Annotated in this window: 18 protein-coding genes; 12 read left to right on the top strand and 6 right to left on the bottom strand. The window is 73.6% G+C overall.

The window, feature by feature from the left end:
• Nucleotides 1-5 precede the first annotated feature (5 nt).
• The gene (locus ACGFNF_RS02150; RefSeq protein ID WP_393165165.1) at nt 6-791 is read left to right on the top strand and encodes a peptidoglycan-binding protein; all 786 of its coding nucleotides are present in this window, start codon (nt 6-8) and stop codon (nt 789-791) included.
• A gap of 87 nt (nt 792-878) precedes the next feature.
• Here the strand turns inward: ACGFNF_RS02150 and ACGFNF_RS02145 are convergent, their stop codons facing one another.
• From ACGFNF_RS02145 to ACGFNF_RS02135, 3 genes are read right to left on the bottom strand one after another with little or no spacing between them, the layout of a single operon-like run.
• Entirely contained in the window at nt 879-1814 is a 936-nt protein-coding gene (locus ACGFNF_RS02145) for a hypothetical protein (protein WP_393165163.1), read from the bottom strand.
• The gene (locus ACGFNF_RS02140; protein ID WP_393165161.1) at nt 1811-3196 is read right to left on the bottom strand and encodes a hypothetical protein; all 1386 of its coding nucleotides are present in this window, start codon (nt 3194-3196) and stop codon (nt 1811-1813) included. Before ACGFNF_RS02140 ends, ACGFNF_RS02145 begins: the two co-directional genes overlap by 4 nt.
• On the bottom strand, nt 3178-3483 hold the full coding sequence (locus tag ACGFNF_RS02135; protein WP_393165159.1) for a DUF6403 family protein: 306 nt from the start codon (nt 3481-3483) through the stop codon (nt 3178-3180). Before ACGFNF_RS02135 ends, ACGFNF_RS02140 begins: the two co-directional genes overlap by 19 nt.
• Nucleotides 3484-3647: 164 nt before the next feature.
• Between ACGFNF_RS02135 and ACGFNF_RS02130 the strand changes: the two genes are divergently transcribed.
• Nucleotides 3648-4442 carry a class I SAM-dependent methyltransferase gene (locus ACGFNF_RS02130; protein WP_393165157.1) on the top strand — a complete coding sequence of 265 codons (795 nt, stop codon included), beginning with the start codon at nt 3648-3650 and terminating at the stop codon, nt 4440-4442.
• 194 nt (nt 4443-4636) lie between these two features.
• A complete protein-coding gene (locus ACGFNF_RS02125) occupies nt 4637-5413 on the top strand; it encodes a hypothetical protein (protein ID WP_393165155.1) in 777 nt (258 codons plus the stop codon).
• Nucleotides 5414-5524: 111 nt separating this feature from the next.
• On the opposite strand, the gene ACGFNF_RS02120 is transcribed toward ACGFNF_RS02125, so the two are convergent.
• Complete coding sequence (locus ACGFNF_RS02120) at nt 5525-7780, bottom strand: DUF4153 domain-containing protein (protein WP_393165153.1); 2256 nt, start codon at nt 7778-7780, stop codon at nt 5525-5527.
• 188 nt (nt 7781-7968) lie between these two features.
• Between ACGFNF_RS02120 and ACGFNF_RS02115 the strand changes: the two genes are divergently transcribed.
• The 6 genes from ACGFNF_RS02115 (at nt 7969) to ACGFNF_RS02090 (ending at nt 15467) form a co-directional block, all read left to right on the top strand.
• A complete protein-coding gene (locus ACGFNF_RS02115; protein ID WP_393165151.1) occupies nt 7969-9054 on the top strand; it encodes an endonuclease domain-containing protein in 1086 nt (361 codons plus the stop codon).
• A complete protein-coding gene (locus ACGFNF_RS02110) occupies nt 9051-9746 on the top strand; it encodes a hypothetical protein (protein WP_393165149.1) in 696 nt (231 codons plus the stop codon). Before ACGFNF_RS02115 ends, ACGFNF_RS02110 begins: the two co-directional genes overlap by 4 nt.
• Before the next feature lie 11 nt (nt 9747-9757).
• Nucleotides 9758-12994, top strand: coding sequence for an ATP-binding protein (locus tag ACGFNF_RS02105; RefSeq protein WP_393165147.1), 3237 nt, complete (start codon nt 9758-9760; stop codon nt 12992-12994).
• A 309-nt stretch (nt 12995-13303) separates the two neighbouring features.
• On the top strand, nt 13304-13573 hold the full coding sequence (locus ACGFNF_RS02100) for a hypothetical protein (protein WP_151453705.1): 270 nt from the start codon (nt 13304-13306) through the stop codon (nt 13571-13573).
• On the top strand, nt 13573-14610 hold the full coding sequence (locus tag ACGFNF_RS02095) for a hypothetical protein (RefSeq protein ID WP_393165145.1): 1038 nt from the start codon (nt 13573-13575) through the stop codon (nt 14608-14610). Before ACGFNF_RS02100 ends, ACGFNF_RS02095 begins: the two co-directional genes overlap by 1 nt.
• 176 nt (nt 14611-14786) lie before the next feature.
• Nucleotides 14787-15467, top strand: a complete 681-nt coding sequence (locus ACGFNF_RS02090; RefSeq protein WP_393165143.1) for a hypothetical protein — start codon at nt 14787-14789, stop codon at nt 15465-15467.
• A 93-nt stretch (nt 15468-15560) separates the two neighbouring features.
• Here the strand turns inward: ACGFNF_RS02090 and ACGFNF_RS02085 are convergent, their stop codons facing one another.
• A complete protein-coding gene (locus ACGFNF_RS02085; protein WP_393165141.1) occupies nt 15561-16718 on the bottom strand; it encodes an acyl-CoA dehydrogenase family protein in 1158 nt (385 codons plus the stop codon).
• A 173-nt stretch (nt 16719-16891) separates the two neighbouring features.
• Between ACGFNF_RS02085 and ACGFNF_RS02080 the strand changes: the two genes are divergently transcribed.
• A complete protein-coding gene (locus tag ACGFNF_RS02080; RefSeq protein ID WP_132237140.1) occupies nt 16892-17821 on the top strand; it encodes an LLM class F420-dependent oxidoreductase in 930 nt (309 codons plus the stop codon).
• A 140-nt stretch (nt 17822-17961) separates the two neighbouring features.
• Here ACGFNF_RS02080 and ACGFNF_RS02075 read toward each other — a convergent pair whose 3' ends face one another.
• Nucleotides 17962-18165 carry a hypothetical protein gene (locus ACGFNF_RS02075; protein ID WP_393165139.1) on the bottom strand — a complete coding sequence of 68 codons (204 nt, stop codon included), beginning with the start codon at nt 18163-18165 and terminating at the stop codon, nt 17962-17964.
• Nucleotides 18166-18333: 168 nt separating this feature from the next.
• On the opposite strand from ACGFNF_RS02075, the gene ACGFNF_RS02070 reads away from it, so the two are divergent.
• Both ACGFNF_RS02070 and tnpB read left to right on the top strand, forming a co-directional pair.
• Nucleotides 18334-18915 (top strand): IS607 family transposase, encoded by a 582-nt coding sequence (locus tag ACGFNF_RS02070; protein WP_393165137.1) that lies wholly within the window; start codon nt 18334-18336, stop codon nt 18913-18915.
• Nucleotides 18912-20291 carry an IS607 family element RNA-guided endonuclease TnpB gene (gene tnpB, locus ACGFNF_RS02065; RefSeq protein WP_393165135.1) on the top strand — a complete coding sequence of 460 codons (1380 nt, stop codon included), beginning with the start codon at nt 18912-18914 and terminating at the stop codon, nt 20289-20291. Before ACGFNF_RS02070 ends, tnpB begins: the two co-directional genes overlap by 4 nt.
• The last annotated feature ends 12 nt before the right edge of the window (nt 20292-20303 follow it).

Here is a 20303-nt window from a genome sequence, read left to right as displayed (position 1 = left end):
CGGCGGTGGTCGCTACCGGACCGTTGGCGCACCCCGCCGCAGCCGCGCTGCCGCAGGTTGACATGGAAGCGCTGATCAAGGCGGCGCAGATCGATCCGCGCCGGGCGGACACGGCACTCACCGAGGGAGCCAGGGACAGCGTCCTGCTGGTGGAGCGCGCGCTTCAAGCCAGAGGGCTGCTGTCGTCGACCTACGTCGACGGGCACTTCGGCACCAGCACGATCGCCGCGTACGCCGCGTACCAACGGTCACTCGGCTACACCGGCCTCGACGCGACCGGCCTGCCCGGCCCGACGTCGCTGCGGCTGCTGGGCGAGGGGCGCTACACCGTGGCCAGGGCGATCTCACCCGGCAGCGTGGTGAGCCTGCGCGGCGTGCAGGTCAACGCGCGTACCAGATCGATGCTGTTCGAGGCTGAGCGTCTGCTGGGTCGGCAGCTCAGCATCACGCAGGGTTCGTACAACACCAGTGTGGGCGCTTCCGCCGGCACCCACGACGGCGGTGGCGCACTCGACCTGTCAGTCAGCGGGCTCTCCTCGGCCACCCGGACGGAGGTGCTGCGCCGACTGCGCACGGTGGGCTTCGCCGCCTGGCTACGGACACCGAGCCAGGGCGACTGGGGCTACCACATCCACGCCATCGCGCTCGCCGACACCGACCAGTCGACCGGTGCGCGGAACCAGGCCGGCGACTATTACCTCGGCCGCAACGGACTGGCGAATCGGGGCCCCGACGACGGCCCTGTGGTCAACCCGAAGCGCACCTGGGAGGAGTATCAGCGGACACTCTGACGGGTCGTCAACGAGTCGGCGTCCGGCTGCGTCGGCTGCCCCGGGACGCCCGTCGTCCGGGGGCAGCCGTGTCGGATGTCAGCCCGATCAAACCGGTGATCCGGTGAGCGCCGACGCCCGGCGGCTCAACGCGTCGACGCGTTCGACGAGTCGGCGTACGGCGTCCTCGTCGTCCGCGTCCACGGCCGTCACGCGTTCGAGCAGCGCGGCGTAGTCCGACGTCAGCGCCAGGTACTTCCTGCCGAACGTCTCCTTCGCGCCGTCGACGTAGGCCTGGCGCTCCGCCATGGCGTACCACCGGTCGAGGTCGATGATCTGCTGGGCGAGCACGGCGGCGGCGGCGCTGAGCGCGCTGCGGGCGTCGGCGTTGTCGTCGCGGCGGCGGCGACGGGCGTCCGCGAGCCGGCCCGCGCGGCGGCCACCGACGTAGAGCACCGTCGCCCCGGCGACGACGGCCACGATCGCCGCGGCCGCGAGCAGGAAGCGGGGCAGCGACGGGCTGATCGTCCGCGCGCCGTCGGGAACGGTGCCGGCCTTCACCAGCAGGTCGTAGTTGACGGTGACGACCTTCAGCGCCTCCAGGGGGCGGTCGGCGAAGGTGTCGACGCCCCGGCTGACGGTCATCTCGGCCACGAAGGCCCGGCCGAAGTTCCCGTCGTCGCGCCCGGGCAGCAGCGCGCACCCGTAGGTGTCGTACTCGTCGCCGTCGCGGCTCATCACCAGCACGACGGTCCCGTCGGCGGCGCGCTCGACCTGGCGGCAGCCCTGCCTGAGGTCGGCGCCCGGTGCCAGCATCAGCACGACCAGCCGGCGGTTGCCGATGATCCGTTCGGCCGCCGCGCGGTCCAGTTCGACGCCCGGCGCGACGTACACGGAGGAGGCGCGCACGTGGCGGGCGACCGGGCCGTCCAGCGCCCCGCCGGTCCACAACGCCCAGCCGGCCAGCACCAGGCAGGCCAGGACGGCGACGCCGAAGGGCGTGCCGAACAGGTCGGCGAGCCGACGTCGTACGGACTGGCTCACGACAACCTGCCCCGGAGGTAGAGGTGCGGTCGGTAGCTGGCGATGCCCAACGTCCGGGCGCCGTCGTCCAGCTCGTCGGCGGCCTCGTCCAGCAACGTCCGCACGTGGCGGTCCGGCAGCCCCTCGTCGAGCGCGGCGCGGGCGGCCTGGAGCTTGACGATGCCCCGGGTCAGCGCCGGATCGCTGCGGGCGTCGGTGAGCAGGGACATCTCGACGGCGAGCGAGGTGAGACCGGCCAACCGGGCGGGCGTGCCACCCCGCCCGGGGTCGCCCCGCCGGACCACCAGGGCGTCCGACCGGCGCAGCGACCGGACCGAGAGGATCAGGAACGTCGCCACGCAGCCCGCGAAGAGCCACGGCAGGGCGGGCAGCGCCACCCGCAGGGGGTCGATCGGCCGGTACGGCAGCGGGCGGTCGAACAGCCCCGAGTAGCGCAGGTCGGTGACCCGGTTCAGGTACGCCGTCAGGATGTTGCCCTGGGGGTAGTCGTACCGGCTCAGCCGGCCGCCGAACTGGCCGTAGAAACTCGCCCCGGCCAGCTCCGCGAAGTCGTCGGCCGCCGGCCCGTGGTACTCGATCCAGAGGCCGTACATCACGACGATCGGCGTGCCCGGGAACAGCTCGGCCAGCGCCGGACCGTACCGGGGCACCGGCTCGCCGAACGGCTGCGCGGGCAGCGCCACGTACCGGGCGCCGTCCGGGAAGGCGTTGCGCGCGGCCTTGTCGGGGACACCGGTCAGCGTGGCCCCGGCCCCCAGGTGCAGGCCGGTGGCCCGCAGGTCGGCGGCGACGGCGGCCAGCTCCCGGTCGGTCGGGTCACGCCACCGCAGCTCGTCGTGCTCGGGCGGGTCGGGCGCGTCCCGCAGCGCGGCGATCAACGCCACAAGCGTGCCTGTCACGTCGGCGGTGGCGAACTGGGCGCGCCAGCCGGGCAGGGTGTCGGGTACGGCCTGGTAGATGCCGCCGCTGACCTCGGTGCCGATCACCCGGACGGTCGCGTTCTTCACGTCCCGTACCCGTTCGCGTTCGTCCTCGTCGAGCCCGGGCGGCGCGACCAGGATGCGGACGGGTTCGGCGCCGGCGGCCTCGCGGACCCGCTGCTCGTTCCAGCGCGCGGTCGCGCCGGGGAGACGCACCACGGGTTCGGCGGCCACCAGCGCGGTCATCTCGTCCACCGAGGGCACGCTCGCGTCGCTCAGCTCACCCGCCGAGCCCTCGTCGATCTTCGCCGGGGCGGCCGGCGACCGGCCGTAGCTGACGTCGACGCTCTGCCGCTGGGCGAGCAGGAAGACGACCAGGACGATCACGGCGATGCCGAGCAGCGACCAGCGCAGCAGTTCGTACCGGTATCGCCTGCGCGGTTTCACTGGTGCGTGCGCCACAGCCGGTCGGCCTCCCTCGCGTGTTGCGCCGCCTCCCGGGCTGCGGACGCCCCGCCGCGCCCGGCGGCGATCGACTCGGCGCGGGCCAGCAGTTGCTCGGCCTGCGGCACCCGGCTCGCCGCCGCGTCCCGGCTGACGGCCGCGCTGTCGATGGCCGCGCGGGCGGCGGACCAGGCGGTCCGGCTCTCCCGCCCCCGCGCCCGCCACCGGGGCAGCAGGGTCGTCGCGAAGCCCGCGCCCACGAGCAGGACGCCGCCGACCAACCAGGCGAGGAGGGTGTGGGACATGCGCTCCAACCATCGGGCGAGGGGTACGGGGGTGCGCTCGGGAGCCGTCGGGGCAGGCAGGGGTACGACCGAGTCTGGCTCATCGAGGCGAATCGGTGCGAACCAGCCCCACCGGCCCTGGCCTGCGGTCGGCCCGGCACGCCGAGGCGTCGTATCGTCTCCGCATGACGCACCCGGTCTGGGCCGACGGCAGGGCATACGAGGCGTACGTGGGCCGGTGGAGCCGCCCCGTCGCGGGGGAGTTCCTGCGTTGGCTGGCCGTGCCACCGGGCCGCCGCTGGCTCGACGTGGGCTGCGGCACGGGCGCGCTCACGTCGACCGTGCTGGCACTGGGGGACCCGGCGTACGTCTCGGGCGTCGACAGCTCGCCGGGCTTCGTGGCGTACGCCCGCGCGGCCGTCCGCGACGAACGGGCGGCCTTCCAGGTCGGCGACGCCCGGGCGCTGCCGCTGCCCGACCGCTGCGTCGACGTCGTCGTCAGCGGCCTCGCGGTCAACTTCGTGCCCGAGCCGGCGCGCGCCGTCGCCGAGTTCGCCCGGGTCGTCCGCCCCGGCGGGGTGGCCGCCGCCTACGTCTGGGACTACGCCGGCGGCATGGCGCTGCTGCGGCACTTCTGGGACGCCGCCGCCCTGCTCGACCCGGCCGTGGCCGAGCGGGACGAGGGCCGCCGGTTCGCGGTGTGCGACCCGGACTCCCTGCGCGGGCTGTGGACCGACGCGGGCCTGACGGCGGTGGCGCTCCGGCCCGTCGACGTGCCGATGGTGTTCGCGGACTTCGACGACTACTGGACGCCGTTCCTGGGCGGGCAGGGCCCCGCCCCCTCGTACGTCGCCTCCCTGACGGCGCCGCAGCGCGCCCGCCTGCGCGACCTGATCGCGGCCCGCCTGCCCGTGGCGCCGGACGGCTCGATCCGGCTCACGGCCCGGGCCTGGGCCGTCCGGGGCGCGGCGCCGGCCTGAGCACCGCAGCTGCCCGCCGGGCCTTCGCGGTCGGCGGCGCGCAGCCGGGTGAGGCCGTCCGGCTGTCCGCTTCGAGACCCAGCGGTACCCGCCGCCGACGTCCTCGGTCAACCTGATCCGTGACGCCGGGTGTCCCGCCCGTCGTGGAGATCGGAGGACCGATGAAGGCCCGTTTCCGATGGCGGTCGACCCGGATGACGCTGTTCGCGGCCCTGGCCGCCGCGCTGGTCGCCGCACTGCTGCCCGCCTCGCCGGCGCTCGCGCTGCCCTCCGGCAGCGGCTGGTCGGCCTCGTGGAGCTACTACCATCCCACCGCCTACCAGTACGCCGGCACGCTGCCCGGCGTCCGGCTGACCGGCTACGCCACCGACAACTCCGGCACCAGCACCACGGTCGGCACGATCGAGGACACCGCCGACGACGGCCGCTGCGCCAGGGTGATGCTCTACGCCAACGGCGTCGGCTACGTCGCCGACCGGACCACCTGCGGCAGCGGCAGCTACCTGACCTACTCCACCGGCAGCTACAGCCAGGGGCTGCTGGTGATCGTCTACCGGATGGTCGCGGGCACGAGCACCCACGACAAGGGCTTCGCCATGTTCGTTCCCGGTTCGTCCGCCGATCCGGAGCTGCGCACCGTGGGTACGGGCGCCAGCTGGTCGTACTACACGTCGGCGGCGTTCCAGTACACGGTCACCCGTCCCGGCGTGCGGCTGACCGGCTACGGTGCCCACCAGTACGCGGACCAGCGCTCCTCGCTGAACACGGTGGAGAAGACCGCAGCCACGGTCGGCTGCGCCACGGCCAAGGTCACCGGCGGTGTGTCCACCAGCGGCGGCATCTGCGTCAACGGCGGCAGCACGTCCTTCTCCCGCTCCGACCTGACCAACAACCTGACGGCGTCCGCCTGCTACCAGCCGGTCCCCGGCACCCAGCGCTGCCTCGCGGTGGGCATCCCCGAGCCCTGGTGACCCGACCGGCAGCCGGCGGACGCACCCGGCCCGCCGACCCGGCACTCCCGCCGTCCCCGAACCGGCCCGGCAGCCCCGCCGTCCCCGGACCACCCGGGGACGGCGGGTCCGTCAGCGGCGGCGCTTCGGCAGGTCGAACTGGTCGGCGGCCCGGCAGTCGCGTGGACCGCCGACCGCGCCCGGCCCGGCCCGGTCCAGCGCGGCGCGCGCCCGGATCCGGCCCAGGTTCCAGGCGTACCAGGGGTCCGACTCGTCGAGGTCCTTGGCGACCCAGCTCAGCGTGCAGCGGCGCACCGGATCGGGCAGGCCCGCCAGGGCCGGCGTCGCGTCGGCCGAGAGCGCCCGCAGGTACCAGGCGTCGATCTTCCCCGTCTGCTCGTACCGGGCGATGTTGCGGCGGGCGGCGTAGTCCTCCGGGTTGAGCACGGCCAGGCCCAGCAGCATCACCACGGCGAGCGCCACCGTCGTGCCGGGGATCCAGGCACCGCGCCAGCGGAGCCCGGCCACCAGGATCATCAGGAACACGGTGCCGAGCAGCAGCTCGAACGCCATCACGAAGAGCCGCTCGCCGGTGAAGCTGTACGCCTTCTGGTACGTGTACATGCGGGACAGCGCCGACCCCACGATGACGAAGCTGAGCACGCTGAGCAGGCCCAGCAGGACCCGCAGCAGGTGGCGCTCGACGGCCCGGTCCCGTCGCGCCCAGCGGGCCACCCCGCCGAGCACCGCCAGCGTCAGCATGGTGACGACGACGAGCTGCCAGAACCCGCTGCGCGCGTACTCGGCGTAGCTGAGGCCGGCGGTGCGCAGCACGTGTCGCTGCCCGCCGAACAGGACGGTGAACTGCACCGCCACGAAGCCGGCGAAGAGCAGCGTCAGGGCGCTGATGACCGGCGCCCACTCCACGAGGCCGAAGCGGCGCGTGCCGGGCCGGTCCATCGTCGACAGGTCGGGCGGCGCGGCCAGCGTGTAGACGGCGGCGACGGCGCAGAGCCCGCCCACGGCGGCGAGGAGGATCCAGCGGAACGTCGCGCCGCCGTCGACCTCGGGAACCAGCTCGCCGAGCATCACGGAGAAGGCGCCGTCGGCCGAGGACAGGAGCGCGCCGAAGACGATCAGCGCGACCACGGTGGCCGCGGCCGACCCGACGACCCGGCGGGCCAGGTGCGGGTTCGCCGGGGCGTGCAGGTGCCCACGCACCCACGGCAGCCCTCGCAGCGCCGCGAAGGGGGCGGCCACGAGGCTGAACAGGATGGAGCGGACGAGCCGGCCGCCCACGATCGCGAGGGTCGCGCAGCAGAGCGCGCCGAGCACGCAGAACGTCACCAGCCACCAGGCGTTGCGGAAGGCCAGGACCGACAGCAGCGCCAGGGCCGCCACCGCCCAGCCGGCGCGGATCCGCCGGTCGGCGCGCGGCAGTTCCGCGCCCGTCCGCCGGACCGCGAGGACCACCGCGACGGTCAGGGCGAGCCAGCCGAGGAACCAGCCGATGCCGGTGCGGGTGAGCGGTACGAAGAACGCCAGGCCCAGCGCTCCGGCGAGGACCGCGAGCGGTACGGCCCGGTCCTGGGTGGGCGCCGGCCCCGGCCAGCGCGTGTCGAGGAACGACGGCGGGCGCGGGACCGGCTGGTAGCCGCGGTACGGCGCCGGCACGCCGGCCGGCACCCCGATCCGGTACGGCGCCGGCAGCGGCGCGGCGGCGGGGTGCTGGACGGTGGTCGCCGGCGGGCGGGCAGCGGATGCGCCGGTGCCCACCGGCGCGGCGGCCGGTGCTCCAGCGGTGGCCGGCGCGGCGGTCGCGGGCGTCCCGGTGCTGGAGGCCGCTTCGGCGGCGGGTCCCTTCGTGGCGGGCGCCGCCTCTGCGGGCCCGTTCGCGGTGGGCGTAGCGGGGCCGGAGGCGGTCGGTGCCGCGTCGGTGCCGCCCGGTGGCGCGCTGACGGCGTCCGGCGACGGCGCGGCAGCCGGTGCCGCGGCGTCCGCCGCCGTCACCGCGGCGGTCCGCGCCGGGATGCTCTCCTCCGGCCCGACGGCGGCCGTCGGGGCCGGCGCGGCGGTCGCCTCGGCCGGCCTGGGGGCGGGGACGACCGAGGCCGGGGCCGGCGGGCCCGCAGCGACCGGAGCCGCGGCGGCGGTGGCCGGCACCAGCGGGATGAACACCGCGTAACCGCGCGTCCCGGGCGGGATGCTGACGGGGATCGCCCAGGCGGGTGCGCCCTCCGCCCCGGGCCACACCATCGGGGGCGGCGCGCCCTCGATGGACGGCATGACGAGCAGCCGCGGCGGCGCGTCTCCGGGGTCGTCACCGGCGGTGCTGCCGGGCGCCTCGCCGGACCCCGGGGGGCCCGACACCGGTGGTGGCTGGGTCAAGGAACCCCTCCTCGTTTGAACGGTCGGCACACTGTACGGCCGACTCCAGGCCCGCCGCCGCCCCCGACACCGACAGAAGGGCTAGACAGCCGCAGCCGGACGGCCGTACCCGGTCACAGCGGTGCAGGCACGGGCAAGCGGATCGGGCGGGCGGCGCGCCCGATCGATCCTCGGTAACGTGCTCGGCCGTGGCCAGTGGCGTACCTCCCGGCGAGTGGTGGGAGGCCCTTCCTCCGCGGCAGGTCAGCCACCTGCCCGGCATCGACGCCGAGTTGCTCCATGTGGGACTCGATCCGGCACCGGCCGCCGCCCCGGTCGTCGTTCGGTATCAGGTACCGGCCCGACGGGGCTTCACCGACCTGCTCGCCGCCGTCCTCGACGAGTTGGACGGGGCAGCACTCACGCTGTTCCCCCGCTGGTTGCCCGGTGCCGAACGGTTCGACGGTTGCGGCACGCTGGGCGTCGCTGCGGCGCGGTCCCTTGCCATGCGGGCCGCCGCGCACTCCGAGCACTTCGGCCCGTTCCTGGCCGACCTCGCCGAGCGCGCGCTGCGCGGGGAGGACCGGCAGCACCGGCCGCGCTTTCCGGCAGAGGTACGGGCTGCCGGCCTGGCCCGGGTCATGGCCTCCGCGTACGACCGTGACGGGTGCGTCCTGCTGGTCGGCCTGACCGACGAGCTGCCCACGGAGACCGAGCGCGCGTTGGTCGCCGTCGCCGAATGGCTGGTGCGGCACGGCCGCCTCACCGTCTGGCTGGCCGGGCGAGAACTGCGGACGGTCGACCGGATCCGGTCGGTTCAGGTTTCGCTGCCGTCGAGCCTGACCGAGTTGGCGGTGCAGGCGGGTCGGGTTCCCGACACCGTGCGCGAGCCTCCTCCGGCACTGACGTTTCCGCCGCTGTCCGGTGTCCCGCGCGGCGACAGCGCCGCCGAGCAGGCACTGGAGCTGGCACTGACGCCACACGAGTGGGCCCGGGGGAGGCGCTGGAACCACACGTACGACTGGCACCTGCTCGGCGAGACCTACCGCCTGGACCTCTTCTGGCCGGCCGAGGGACTTGCGGTCGAGGTGGACGGCCCGGAACATCGGGGCCGAATCAGATTCGCCAACGACCGGCGGCGTGACGTGCGGCTGCAACTCCTCGGGCTGGACGTGCTCCGGTTCACCAACGAGCAGGTGCTGTCCGACGTCCAGGCTGTGGTCGGCATGATCCGGCAACTGCTGACCCGTCGTCGCCTGGCCGGCGCGCACCCACACGAAGAAGAGGCACCATGACGAGCACGGCGGACCTTCCCCACCTGACGCCCAACCAGATCAACGCGCTTGTGGTGCTCATGGTCGAGGCCCGCGAACTGACCAACAACGAGCTGAAGGAGTTGGCCGGGTTCAGCCTCACCGGCCCCGACAACGCCAAACTCGTCAAGCTCGGCCTGGTCGAGACCGACCGGTCCCACCGGCCCTTCTCCCACGAGCTGACCGACGAGGGGTGGCGGGTGGTGCGGCAGCTGCACGCCGGCGCCCCGCCCGCACGTAGTGGCTCAGCCACCCGTTCGCTGTTCACCCTGCTGGCCAACCTGCACCGCTCGCTGAGCCGGTTGGGGCTCAGCCACGCCGACTTCTTCACGCCGCCGTCGGCCACCTCAGGCCCGGCGGTCGGCCCGACGCCTCCCGGCGTCGCGCCAGCGCCGGCGGCCACCGGGCCGGACGCCGTGGAGGCCCTGATCCGCGCCGCCTATCACGAGCTGGCCCGGGAGCCGGGAGCCTGGGTGGGGCTCGCCGACCTGCGCGAACGCCTCGGCAGGCAGGACCGCGCCACCGTCGACGCGACGTTGCGCGCGATGGTCCAGCGGGACGGCGTCCGGATCATCCCGGTCGCCAACACCAAGTCGTTGACCGCGCGCGACCGGGCGGCCGCGGTGCGCATCGGGGACGAGGAGAACCACACCCTGGCGATCGGCTCGGCATGATCCCCGAGGACGTGAGGGCCGCGCTCGAGGCGGTCAGTCTCAACCCTGCGGTCACTCCCGACGACGTGTGGCGGCCCAGCCCGCACGACGTGCCGGAGCTGCACGAGAAGGTGGTCGCGGAGATCCTGCGCGGCGTGGGCAGGGCCCGTACCGACGACACCACGGTGCCCCTCGGCGTGGCCATGCAGGGGCGGGCCGGCGCAGGCAAGACCCACCTGCTCGGGGCGGTGCGGGATCGGATCCAGCGTGAGGGCGGCTACTTCTTCCTGGTCGACATGGTCAGCGGGAAGACGTTCTGGGAGAGCGTGGCGCTGGCCCTGGTCGAAGGCATGGGCCGGGACGCGATCGGCTGGGGCACCCAGCTACGCACGTTTCTGCGTCGGCTCACCGCCCAGCTCGGCATCCCGGCGGAGGTACGCGACGCGATCGCCGGGACGAAGCCGGTCACCCGGGAGCACCTGGACACCTTCGTGCGGGCTCTGCGGACGCGCCATCGCGAGATCGGCCGGGACTGCCAGGACACCGCCCGGGCACTCGTCCTGCACGGCGCGCTGGACTTCGAGGCACAGGACGTCGGCTACGCCCATCTGATCTCCGAGCCGGGTGACCCGGACGGTCGCGCGGCGTGGGGGCTGACCCCGGCGATCCGGACCCCGCAGCAGATCGTCCAGGACGTCTCGCGGCTGATGGCGCTGACGCTCGACCCCACGGTGATAGCCGTCGACCAGCTCGACACGCTCTTCGCCCAGACCAGCACCGCCATGTTCGACCAGTACGCCGGGCTGGAGGACGCCCAGGCGAAGGTCATCGGGCCCATCGCCGACGGCCTGCTGAAGCTGCGTGACGTCACCCGCCGGACGCTGATCGTGGTGTCGTGCCTGCCGGACACCTGGGAGCTGCTGACCAGGAGTGCGCCCACTCCGGTCGGCGACCGGTTCCGGCAGGCGATCCTCCCCGACCGGATTCCCACCCTCGAGATCGGCCGGGCCATCGTCGCGAAGCGGTTCACCGCCGCCTTTGCCGGGCCGCGTTTCGCCCCGCCGTACCCGACCTGGCCGATCAGCCCCGAGGCGTTCGTGGACGCCCCGGCGTTGACGCCCCGGGCGCTGCTGCGCCGGGTGGATCGGCACGTCGCCTGGTGCCGGGACCGGGGCGAGGTGACCGAACTCGACCGTCTCATCGAGGTCGGCAACCACGTCGCCGGCGGGTCCGAGCCGCCGGGCGGGAGTGCCGCCGTCGGCCCGAACTCGGGCCGCGACACGGACACCGGTGACGACGTGCGCCTGCGGCAGCTCGACGCCCGCTTCGCCGAGCTGGTGGCGGGGGCGGACGTGGCGGGTGCGTTCGATCCGCGGACCGAGGACGAGCACATGCCGGCGCTCCTGGCCGCCGGTCTGGCGGCCTGGATCGCCGAGCGGTCCCCGACCGGCGCCAGCTACAGGTACGACCCGCTGCCGGGCCGCAAACCGGCGCTGCACGGGCGGCTGATCGAGGTGCTGGACGAGGCCACCGAGAACGAGGCGCACTGGTGCTTCCGTGGGATCTCCCATCCGAACGCGATCGCGGCGACCGCCAGGGTGAAGGCGGCCTGCACCATGGCGGGCCTCGACCGTGCGCTGCCGCAGCGGCGGCTGGTGCTGTTGCGCAACGGCCCGTGGCCGACCGGGAAGCGTACGACCGAGGTGTTGGCGGCCTTCGACGCGGCCGGCGGCGTCCGCTGCGGCGTCCCGGAGGCGGACCTGCGGGTGTTCGCCGCGCTTCGTGAGCTGAGCGGCGAACCGGCCCAGGTTCTCCAGGAGTGGCTGGTCGCGCGCCGGCCGGCCGGCTCCACGCAGCTGTTCGCCACGATCCTCGGCGACCTTGCCGGGACGGCCAATGCGGAGGCCGGGCCGGTCGCCCGGTCAGTCGGGCCGACGGCCGAGGTGGGCGGCGAGGACGACGCGCGGGTCGACGGCGGGAGGGCCACCGTCGACGGAAATTCGATCCTGCTGGGGCGGACCACCGACGGGGCACGGCCGTTCGCGGTGGACCTGGATTCGCTGCGCCGTCACACGGTGATCTTCGCCGGCTCGGGCTCCGGCAAGACCGTGCTGATCCGGCGACTGGTCGAGGAGTGCGCACGGGAGGGCGTCTCCGCGATCGTGCTCGATCCCAACAACGACCTCGCCCGCCTGGGCGATCCCTGGCCGCAGCCGCCGGCCGGATGGGGCCCCGGTGACGCCGAGCGGGCCCGCGAGCACCTCGAACACACCGAGGTGGTGGTCTGGACGCCCCGGGTCAACGCCGGTCGACCGCTGAGCTTCCAGCCGCTGCCGGACTTCACTCCCGTACGCGACTCGCCGGACGAATTCGACCAGGCGATCCGGTCGGCGGTGGAGGCCCTCGCCCCGCGCGCCGGTGTGGACCGGCCGACGAAGGTGGCCCAGCAGGGCAAGGCCGTGCTGACCGAGGCCCTCCAGGCGTACGCGAGGAGCGGAATGGTGGGCCTGCCCGGCTTCACCGAGTTCCTCGCCGAACTGCCCGACGGGGTGAGCCGGCTGAGCAGGGCGGACAAGCTGGCCCAGGATCTGGCCGAGACTCTGAAGGCCGCCATGGTCACCGATCCGTTGTTCGGCGGCGTCGGCGCCCCGGCCGATCCGGGCCTGCTGCTCACCCCCTCGCCGGGTCGTCGCGCACGCATCTCGGTGATCAGCTTTGTGGGGCTCACGTCGGACCAGGAACGGCAGGGCTTCGTCAATCAGCTCCAGATGGCCCTGTTCGCCTGGATCAAGCGGCACCCGGCTGGCGAGCGACCGCTGGGCGGGCTCTTCGTGATGGACGAGGCGCAGACTCTCGCCCCGTCGTCCGGGCAGACGGCCTGCACGGCCAGCACGATCGCCCTCGCTTCTCAGGCCCGCAAGTACGGGCTCGGGTTGGTCTTCGCCACCCAGGCGCCGAAGGGGCTGCACAACCAGATCTCCGGCAACGCCACCACGCAGTTCTTCGGGCTGCTCAACGCTCCCGCGCAGATCGACGCGGCCCGTCAGTTGGCGGAGGCCAAGGGCGGGCGGCTGCCCGACATCGGCCTCATGCAGAGCGGCCAGTTCTACGTGGCCGGGGAGGGCTTCGCGTTCGTCAAGGTGGACACGCCGATCTGCCTGTCCCACCACCCGAAGGCGCCGCTCAGTCCGGAGGAGGTCGTCGCCAGGGCAGCTTCGGCACAATTCCGGCCGGAGCGCAGTCACCTGCCGGACGTGCCGGCCGTCTGATAGCGGACAGGACGCCGATCGCCTTTCCGGCGCACTGTTGTAGCAGGTCAGAGGCGTGAGGATGGCGGGCCACAACCCATTCCTCGGGCCCGGCGGGGACAGCATCGTCCCCGCCGACACCGCCATCACCGAACTCCGACCCCGCGACGGCCACGGCGTAGCGCAGCGCCGTCCGCCCACGCAGCGCGAGGTCGCGATCCGGCAGTCACGTCCCGGGTGCCCGGGCGTCGCCCGTCCCACCCTGCCCACCGGAACCGGCCCTGCTCACGAGCCGGTCGGTCCGGTCACCGAGCACGAGAGGAGCCGGCAATGGCCGCTCCCACCGCCACCGCCTCCCTGAACGCCTCCACCTACTCACCCGGCGACCAGATGATCCTGACGGTCACCTACGGCGACGCCGACACCAAGCCGGTGACCGTCACGATCGTGGTGACCGACGCACAGGGCAACAGCAGCGCGCCGGTCAAGGTCACCGCCGTCATCGACCCGCTCACCCTCACCGTCACCGACGACTCCGGCCGCACCTGGACCAGGGCGTCGGACAACGGGTCCGTCGCCGTCTACCGGGCGGTGGCGTGATGCCCCGGGTCATCGTCACGGTGCGCGACAACGGCGGGCGTACCGCCACCGCGACCGCCGACTACACGATCGCGCCGCCGGTGCTGGGCGGCTACTACCTCTCCGGCGGCGCCGACCCGACGGCCGACATGGCCGGCGGCAACTTCCGCTCGCTGACCCAGTACCGCAGCTTCGCCGACGGTTACATCTTCCCCGGCTACCAACGGCCGTGGTTCGTCACGCTCGGCAGGGCCGGGGTGCAGATGAACATGGTGCTGGAGCTGAAGCACTACGGCGCGCCCAACGCCGGGCCGCAGACCTTCACCGTGGACGGCGTGACCTACACCGTCCCGGCGCCCGCGATGACCATCCAGCAGCGCCCGGGCACGACCTGGCCCCGGGCGTACGGCTACAGCCAGGTCCTGGCCGGGCACTGCGACGGGCTCTTCGCCCGCGCCCTGTCCCAGTACCGGACCATGGGCTTCGGGGTGAACATCCAGCTCGCCTCCGAGCTGGACACCGACCACGAGTTCGGCACCACCGAGTCCGGCGTCACCTACCCGTGGGCGCAGTCGGACGCCCGCGCGGTGCAGGCGATGACGTACATCGTGAACTGGTTCAAGGCCCGCCAACTGCCCGCCGGCACGACGTTCTCGGTCGGGGTGGGCGGCTTCGACCGGGCCTGCTTCCAGCGCACCCACCCGGAGGCGCTGATGGCCAGGCTTGACTTCCTCCAGTGGAACGCCTACGCCACCAGCCCCACCCACACGGCGCTGGCCCGGTTCCGCCGGGCGAAGGACTGGGCGGTGGCCGACCTCGGCCCGGTCGCCCTCTCCCGCCCGGTGATCATCGCCGAGTGGGGTGTACGGGTGGCGGAGGTGCCGGACCAGGCGGGCTGGATCGCCACCGTCCCGGCCGCCATCGCCCAGCTCAACGCCGAGCGGGGACCCCGGATCGTGCGGACCAACTACTTCAACTCGGGCTGGGGCACCCTGTCGCCGAAGTCGACGGGGCTGGCCGCACTGAAGTCGGCGTACGCCACCCGGCCGTACGTCTGAACGGCCGGCCGGAGATCCGCCGGGAGCCCGGGGAGCCCGGCGGGGAAGGATAGACGTCGATCATGAGGTCCATCGATGGTGGTATAAGATCCGCCGGATCGTGCGCAGGCCCGCTCGTGCGCCTCCCGGTGCGATGTCCACCGAGCTCGCTGCGCCAGGACAGCCATGGAGATCATGTGAAGTTCAGTCGTCGTCTCGCCCCTGCGATGGCCGCCCTCGTGCTCGCGGTCGGCGCCGTGGTCGCCCCGGCCGGCGCCGCACAGGCGCATCCGGAAGCGGACACGGTAAACGTCTATCCGCCGATCCAGGGTTCGTCCACCTGGGACCGGTTCGGTCTCTCCGGGCCGACCTCGCACCACATCGTCTTCGGCCACTGGGGCTACCCCAACGACTGGGCCGTCGACATCTACCGCAGCCCGGGTGCCACGATCGTCTCGCCGTTCGGCACCAAGACCGCTTCCGGGCACCCGGTCGCAGTCAAGGTGGTCACCGTCCAGGCCGGCTGCGCGACCCGCAATCTCGCCGACGGCGGCTACCGCATCGGGCTCGAGGCCCGGGACACCACGACCGGGCAGATTCTCGGCCGGGCGGACGTGATGCACGTGAACAACAAGCCCGGCGGCATCGTCGTCGGCGCCTCGGTCGGTCCGTGGACCAAGCTCGGCGAGACGGGCCGCTTCCGCTGGTCCAGCTGCTACCAGGTCAACGGTGACAGCGGGGCCCACATCCACCTCGAAGTGATCAACCAGCACCGCTACTCGTGCTACGTGTCCCGCGGTGCGAACACCGCCCTGACCGACCTGACCGTGGTGGGCAAGGTCGGCGTGCACTACACGGGGCAGCGGCAGCGCTGCTGATCCGTCGATCGACGGCGGGCGGGTGCCCCGGCTCCGGTCGGAAGCCGGGACACCCGCCCGGGTCGGGCGCCCGCGCGCCGCTGCACCCTGGGGTCAGTAGGCCAGCTCCACCGGCCGGCCGAGCACCCGCGCGCCGTTGTTGGCGAGCCAGCCCTCGGCCGCCGCCGCGTGCTGGCTGAACGTGTGGAGGTCGCGGAACCGGCGCTGCAACGGCGACGAGTCCCGGGCCGCCCCGCCGCCGGCCGCCCGGTAGCAGGTGTCGACCGCGGCGGCTGCCCGCTCCGTCACCCAGGGCAGCGCGGCGGAGATCCGTGGGTGCAGCGCGGGGATCGCCGCCGGATCGGTGGCGCAGGCCGCCCAGAGCTCGTCGGCCAGGTCCCGCAGCAGCGCCCGGGCGGCCCGTACGTCCAGGTCGGCGCGGCCGAGCTGGAGGCGGAAGGCCGGCGATTCGGCGAGCGACTGCCGGGCGTAGAGCCGCTGCCGGCCGCCCTCCAGCAGCGCGACCATGTCGTCCAGCGCGCCCTGCGCGATGCCGACCGCCACCGCGCCGAGGTGCAGGACGAAGTGGACCAGCGGCGCCACGAAGCCCGGCCCCGGTACGCAGGGCACGCCGGTGAACAGGTCGAAGCTCTCCTCCGTGGGGCAGAAGGCGTCCGCCACCTCGATGTCGTGGCTGCCGGTGCCGCGCAGGCCGAGCACGTGCCAGGTGTCGTGCACGGTGACCCGGGAGGCCGGGAAGAGCATGGAGCGCATCGCCGGCGGTCCCCCCGCCGGCCCGCCGTCCCCGGTCAGCACGCAGTTGCCGAAGATCCAGTCGGCGTGCCGGGAGCCGCTCGCGAACGCCCACCGGCCGGTGACCCGGAAGCCGCCGTCGACCGGCTCGGCGCGCCCCTGCGGGGCGAACCCACCCCCGACGACCACGTCCGGCCCGTCGGCGTAGACCTTGTCGAACCGGTCGCGGGAGAGCATCGCCACCAGGTGCGGCGTCTCGGCGCCGATCATCACCGTCCACCCGGTGGAACCGTCGGCCCGGGCCAGCGACTCCAGCACCCGCAGCCCGGTGTGCAGGTCCGCCTCGTACCCGCCGTGGCTGCGGGGGACGAACATCCGGAAGCAGCCGGCCGCCCGCAGCGAGTCGAGCAGATCGGCGGGCAGCCCCCGGGCCGCCTCGATCTCCCCGGCCCGGCGGGACACCTCCGGGAGCAGCGCGTCCACCGCCCCCGTCAGCCCGTCGGAGTGCTGGTCCTCCATGGGTTCCTCCTCGCCTCGTCGCTCGGCCTCCACTCTGGACCTGCGGACGACCCGGGGCCAGGCTCGCCGCTATCGGATGCCCGCCACTTCGCGCGGTGGGCGCCCGCCCGAGCCGCCGCCCGGGGAAGGGCCGGAACGGCACGCCGGCCCGGCCCGCTCCCTATGCTCGAAGCATGGAACTGCGGATCTTCACCGAACCCCAGCAGGGCGCGACGTACGACGACCTGCTCGCCGTGGCCCGCTGCGCGGAGGAGGCCGGCTACGGCGCCTTCTTCCGTTCCGACCACTACCTGAAGATGGGCGCGGTGAGCGGCGACCCCGGCCCGACGGACGCGTGGACGACCCTCGCCGGCCTGGCCCGGGACACCCGACGGATCCGGCTGGGCACGCTGATGACCGCCGCCACCTTCCGGCTGCCCGGCCCGCTGGCCATCACCGTCGCGCAGGTCGACCAGATGAGCGGCGGCCGGGTCGAGCTGGGCATCGGCACCGGCTGGTACGCCGAGGAGCACACCGCGTACGGGATTCCCTTCCCGTCACTGGGGGAGCGCTTCGACCGGCTGGAGGAGCAGCTCGCGGTCGTCACGGGGCTCTGGGCGACGCCGCCCGGCGCGACCTTCGACTTCGCCGGGACGTACTACCCGGTCAGCGACTCGCCCGCCCTGCCGAAGCCGGTGCAGGACCCGCGCCCGCCGATCCTGCTCGGCGGCATGGGCCCGAAGCGCACGCCCCGCCTGGCCGCCCGCTACGCCGACGAGTTCAACCTGCCGTTCGCCTCGGTCGAGGACTCCGCCGCCCAGTTCGACCGGGTCCGGGCCGCCTGCGCCGAGACCGGCCGCGACCCGGGCGAGCTGCGCTGGTCCAACGCCCTGGTGCTCTGCTGCGGGCGGGACGACGCCGAGGTGGCCCGGCGGGCCGCCGCGATCGGCCGGGAGCCGGACGAGCTGCGCGAGAACGGCCTCGCGGGCACCCCCGCCGAGGTGGTCGACAAGATCGGCCGGTACGCCGAGATCGGCAGCGAGCGGCTCTACCTCCAGGTGCTCGACCTGGCCGACCTCGACCACCTGGAGCTGGTCGCCGCCGAGGTGAAGCCCCAGCTCTGAACCGGCGGGCAACCGCCGCCCCAGCACCGCGTCGACCTCCCTGCGCCGACGACGGCGGGAAGTCGCGCGCGGGGCGGCGGTCCCGTCGTGCCGGCCGTCAGGCGCGGCCCGCCCAAGGCGCCGGCCCGTCGTGCCGGCCGTCAGGCGCGGCCCACCTTGGGCGCCGGCCCCGGATGGGGCACCGGGTGCGGCGGGGGCGTCGGCGGCGGCGCCGGCTTGGGGCGGGGCGTGGTGCCCGCCGGGTACGCCCCGGCAGACGACACCGGTCCGATGCCGGTCGGGTCGATCTCCTCCTCGGAGGGGAACACGTCGCCCCGCGGGGCGGGATCGCGGTAGCTGCTCATCGGCGTAGGGTTCCCCGACGGGGGCGCGGTAACCGTGCCCGATCGACCGGTTTCCGTCCCGCCCTGCTCGTCGGATGATGCGTCCCGACGACCGTGGTGTCGAACGGGGGTTGCAAGTGCTGCCGTGTCGAGAATCTTTAGCGCTCTATGAGCTGCCATAGTGGTCGGGTGAACTTGAAGGAATGGGCTGCGTCCACCGGCGTCGCGTACATCACCGCTCGGCGGCAGTACGCGGCCGGGACGCTGCCTGTTCCCACGTACCGGCTAGGCCGCCTGATCATGGTCGGAGAGCCGGTGACAGGCGCGACGACAGATTCCGGGCAGGTCGTGGTGTACGCCCGGGTGTCCTCGGCCGACCAGAAGTCGGACCTGGACCGGCAAGTCGCCCGCGTCACCGTGTGGGCCACCGGCCAGAAGCTCGGCGTGGACCGCGTGGTAATCGAGGTTGGCTCCGCGCTCAACGGGCACCGTAAGAAGTTCCTCGCCTTACTGCGTGACCCGCAGGTGTCGACGATCGTGGTCGAGCACCGCGACCGGTTCGCCCGGTTCGGGGCCGAGTACGTGGAGGCCGCTTTGGCCGCGCAGGGCCGCCGCCTGCTGGTGGTCGACCCGAACGAGGTCGACGACGACCTCGTTCGGGACGTGACCGAGATCCTGACGTCGCTGTGCGCCCGCCTGTACGGGCGACGCGCCGCCGCGAACCGCGTCCGCCGGGCCGTCGAAGCGGCCACCGAGGACGACCCGGCGTGAAGGCCGTCCAGGCGTACCGGTTCGCGCTTGACCTCACGCCCAGCCAAGAGCGCGATGCGCTCGCGCATGCCGGGGCCGCCCGGGTCGCGCACAACTGGGCACTGTCCCGAGTCAAGGCGGTCATGGACCAGCGGACAGCCGAACGTTCCTACGGGGTGCCGGACGAGCAGTTGACCCCATCGCTGTCATGGTCCCTCGCCGGGCTGCGCAAGGCATGGAACGCAGCCAAGCCCGACGTCGCGCCGTGGTGGGGCGAGGTGTCCAAGGAGGCGTTCAACACCGGTCTGGACGCCCTGGCCCGCGGCTTGAAGAACTGGTCCGACTCCCGCAAGGGCGTGCGGGCCGGACGCCCGGTCGGGTTTCCCCGGTTCAAGTCCCGCCGCCACACCACCCCGTCGGTGCGGTTCACCACCGGCGCGATCCGTGTCGAGCCCGACCGGATGCACGTGGTGCTGCCCCGGCTGGGTCGGTTGAAGCTTCACGAGTCCGCGCGGAAGCTGGCACGCCGTCTCGACAACGGCACCGCGCGGATCATGTCCGCCACCGTGCGTCGTGCCGGTGGCCGGTGGCACGTCGCGTTCTGCGTCGAGGTCGAGCGGGCCGACCGCGTTCCAGCCCGGCCCGGCAGTGTGGTCGGCGTGGACGTCGGGATCACACACCTCGCGGTGCTGTCCACCGGCGAACTCGTACCGAACCCGCGCCACCTGGCGAACGCGCAGCAGCGGATGCGCTCGTTGGGCCGATCCCTGTCGCGCAAGATCTGCCCAGACCGACGCACCGGCCGCCGCGCGTCAAAGCGGTGGCAACGAGCGGCGGCCCGGCTCGGCCGCGCGCACGCCCGGGTGGCGAACCTGCGCCGCGACGGCCTGCACAAGCTCACCACCCGACTCACCACGACGTGCGGCGCGATCGTGGTCGAAGACCTCAACGTGACCGGGATGCTGCGTAATCGGCGGCTCGCCCGGCACATCGCCGACGCCGGATTCGCAGAGATCCGCCGGCAGCTGACGTACAAGACCTCGTGGAACGGTGGCCGGCTCGTTGTGGCCGACCGCTGGTACCCATCCTCGAAAACCTGCTCGGGCTGCGGCGCGGTGAAAACCAAGCTGGCCCTGTCCGAGCGTGAATACACATGCGAGGCGTGCGGCCTGGTCATCGATCGGGACCGCAACGCCGCCCGTAACCTGGCCGCCCTGGCGGCTGAGTTCGACACCGCCGGGAGTGGCCCGGTGGCAGCACGTGGAGCCGACCAGAAGACCCGCACACGCGGGCCGGTGGCCGCGAAGCGTGAACCCGGCACGACGCCAGTCGGTCAGACCGGGACCGTCCTACCGCAAGGCAGGACTACCGATCTTGTGCTCACTAAAGCGCACTGAAAGGTAACGGTA

Origin of the sequence: Micromonospora sp. NPDC048868 (genome assembly GCF_043198195.1) — a bacterium.
GTDB classification, from domain to species: Bacteria; Actinomycetota; Actinomycetes; order Mycobacteriales; family Micromonosporaceae; genus Micromonospora; species Micromonospora reichwaldensis.
This window is presented reverse-complemented; position numbering and strand designations above follow the sequence as displayed.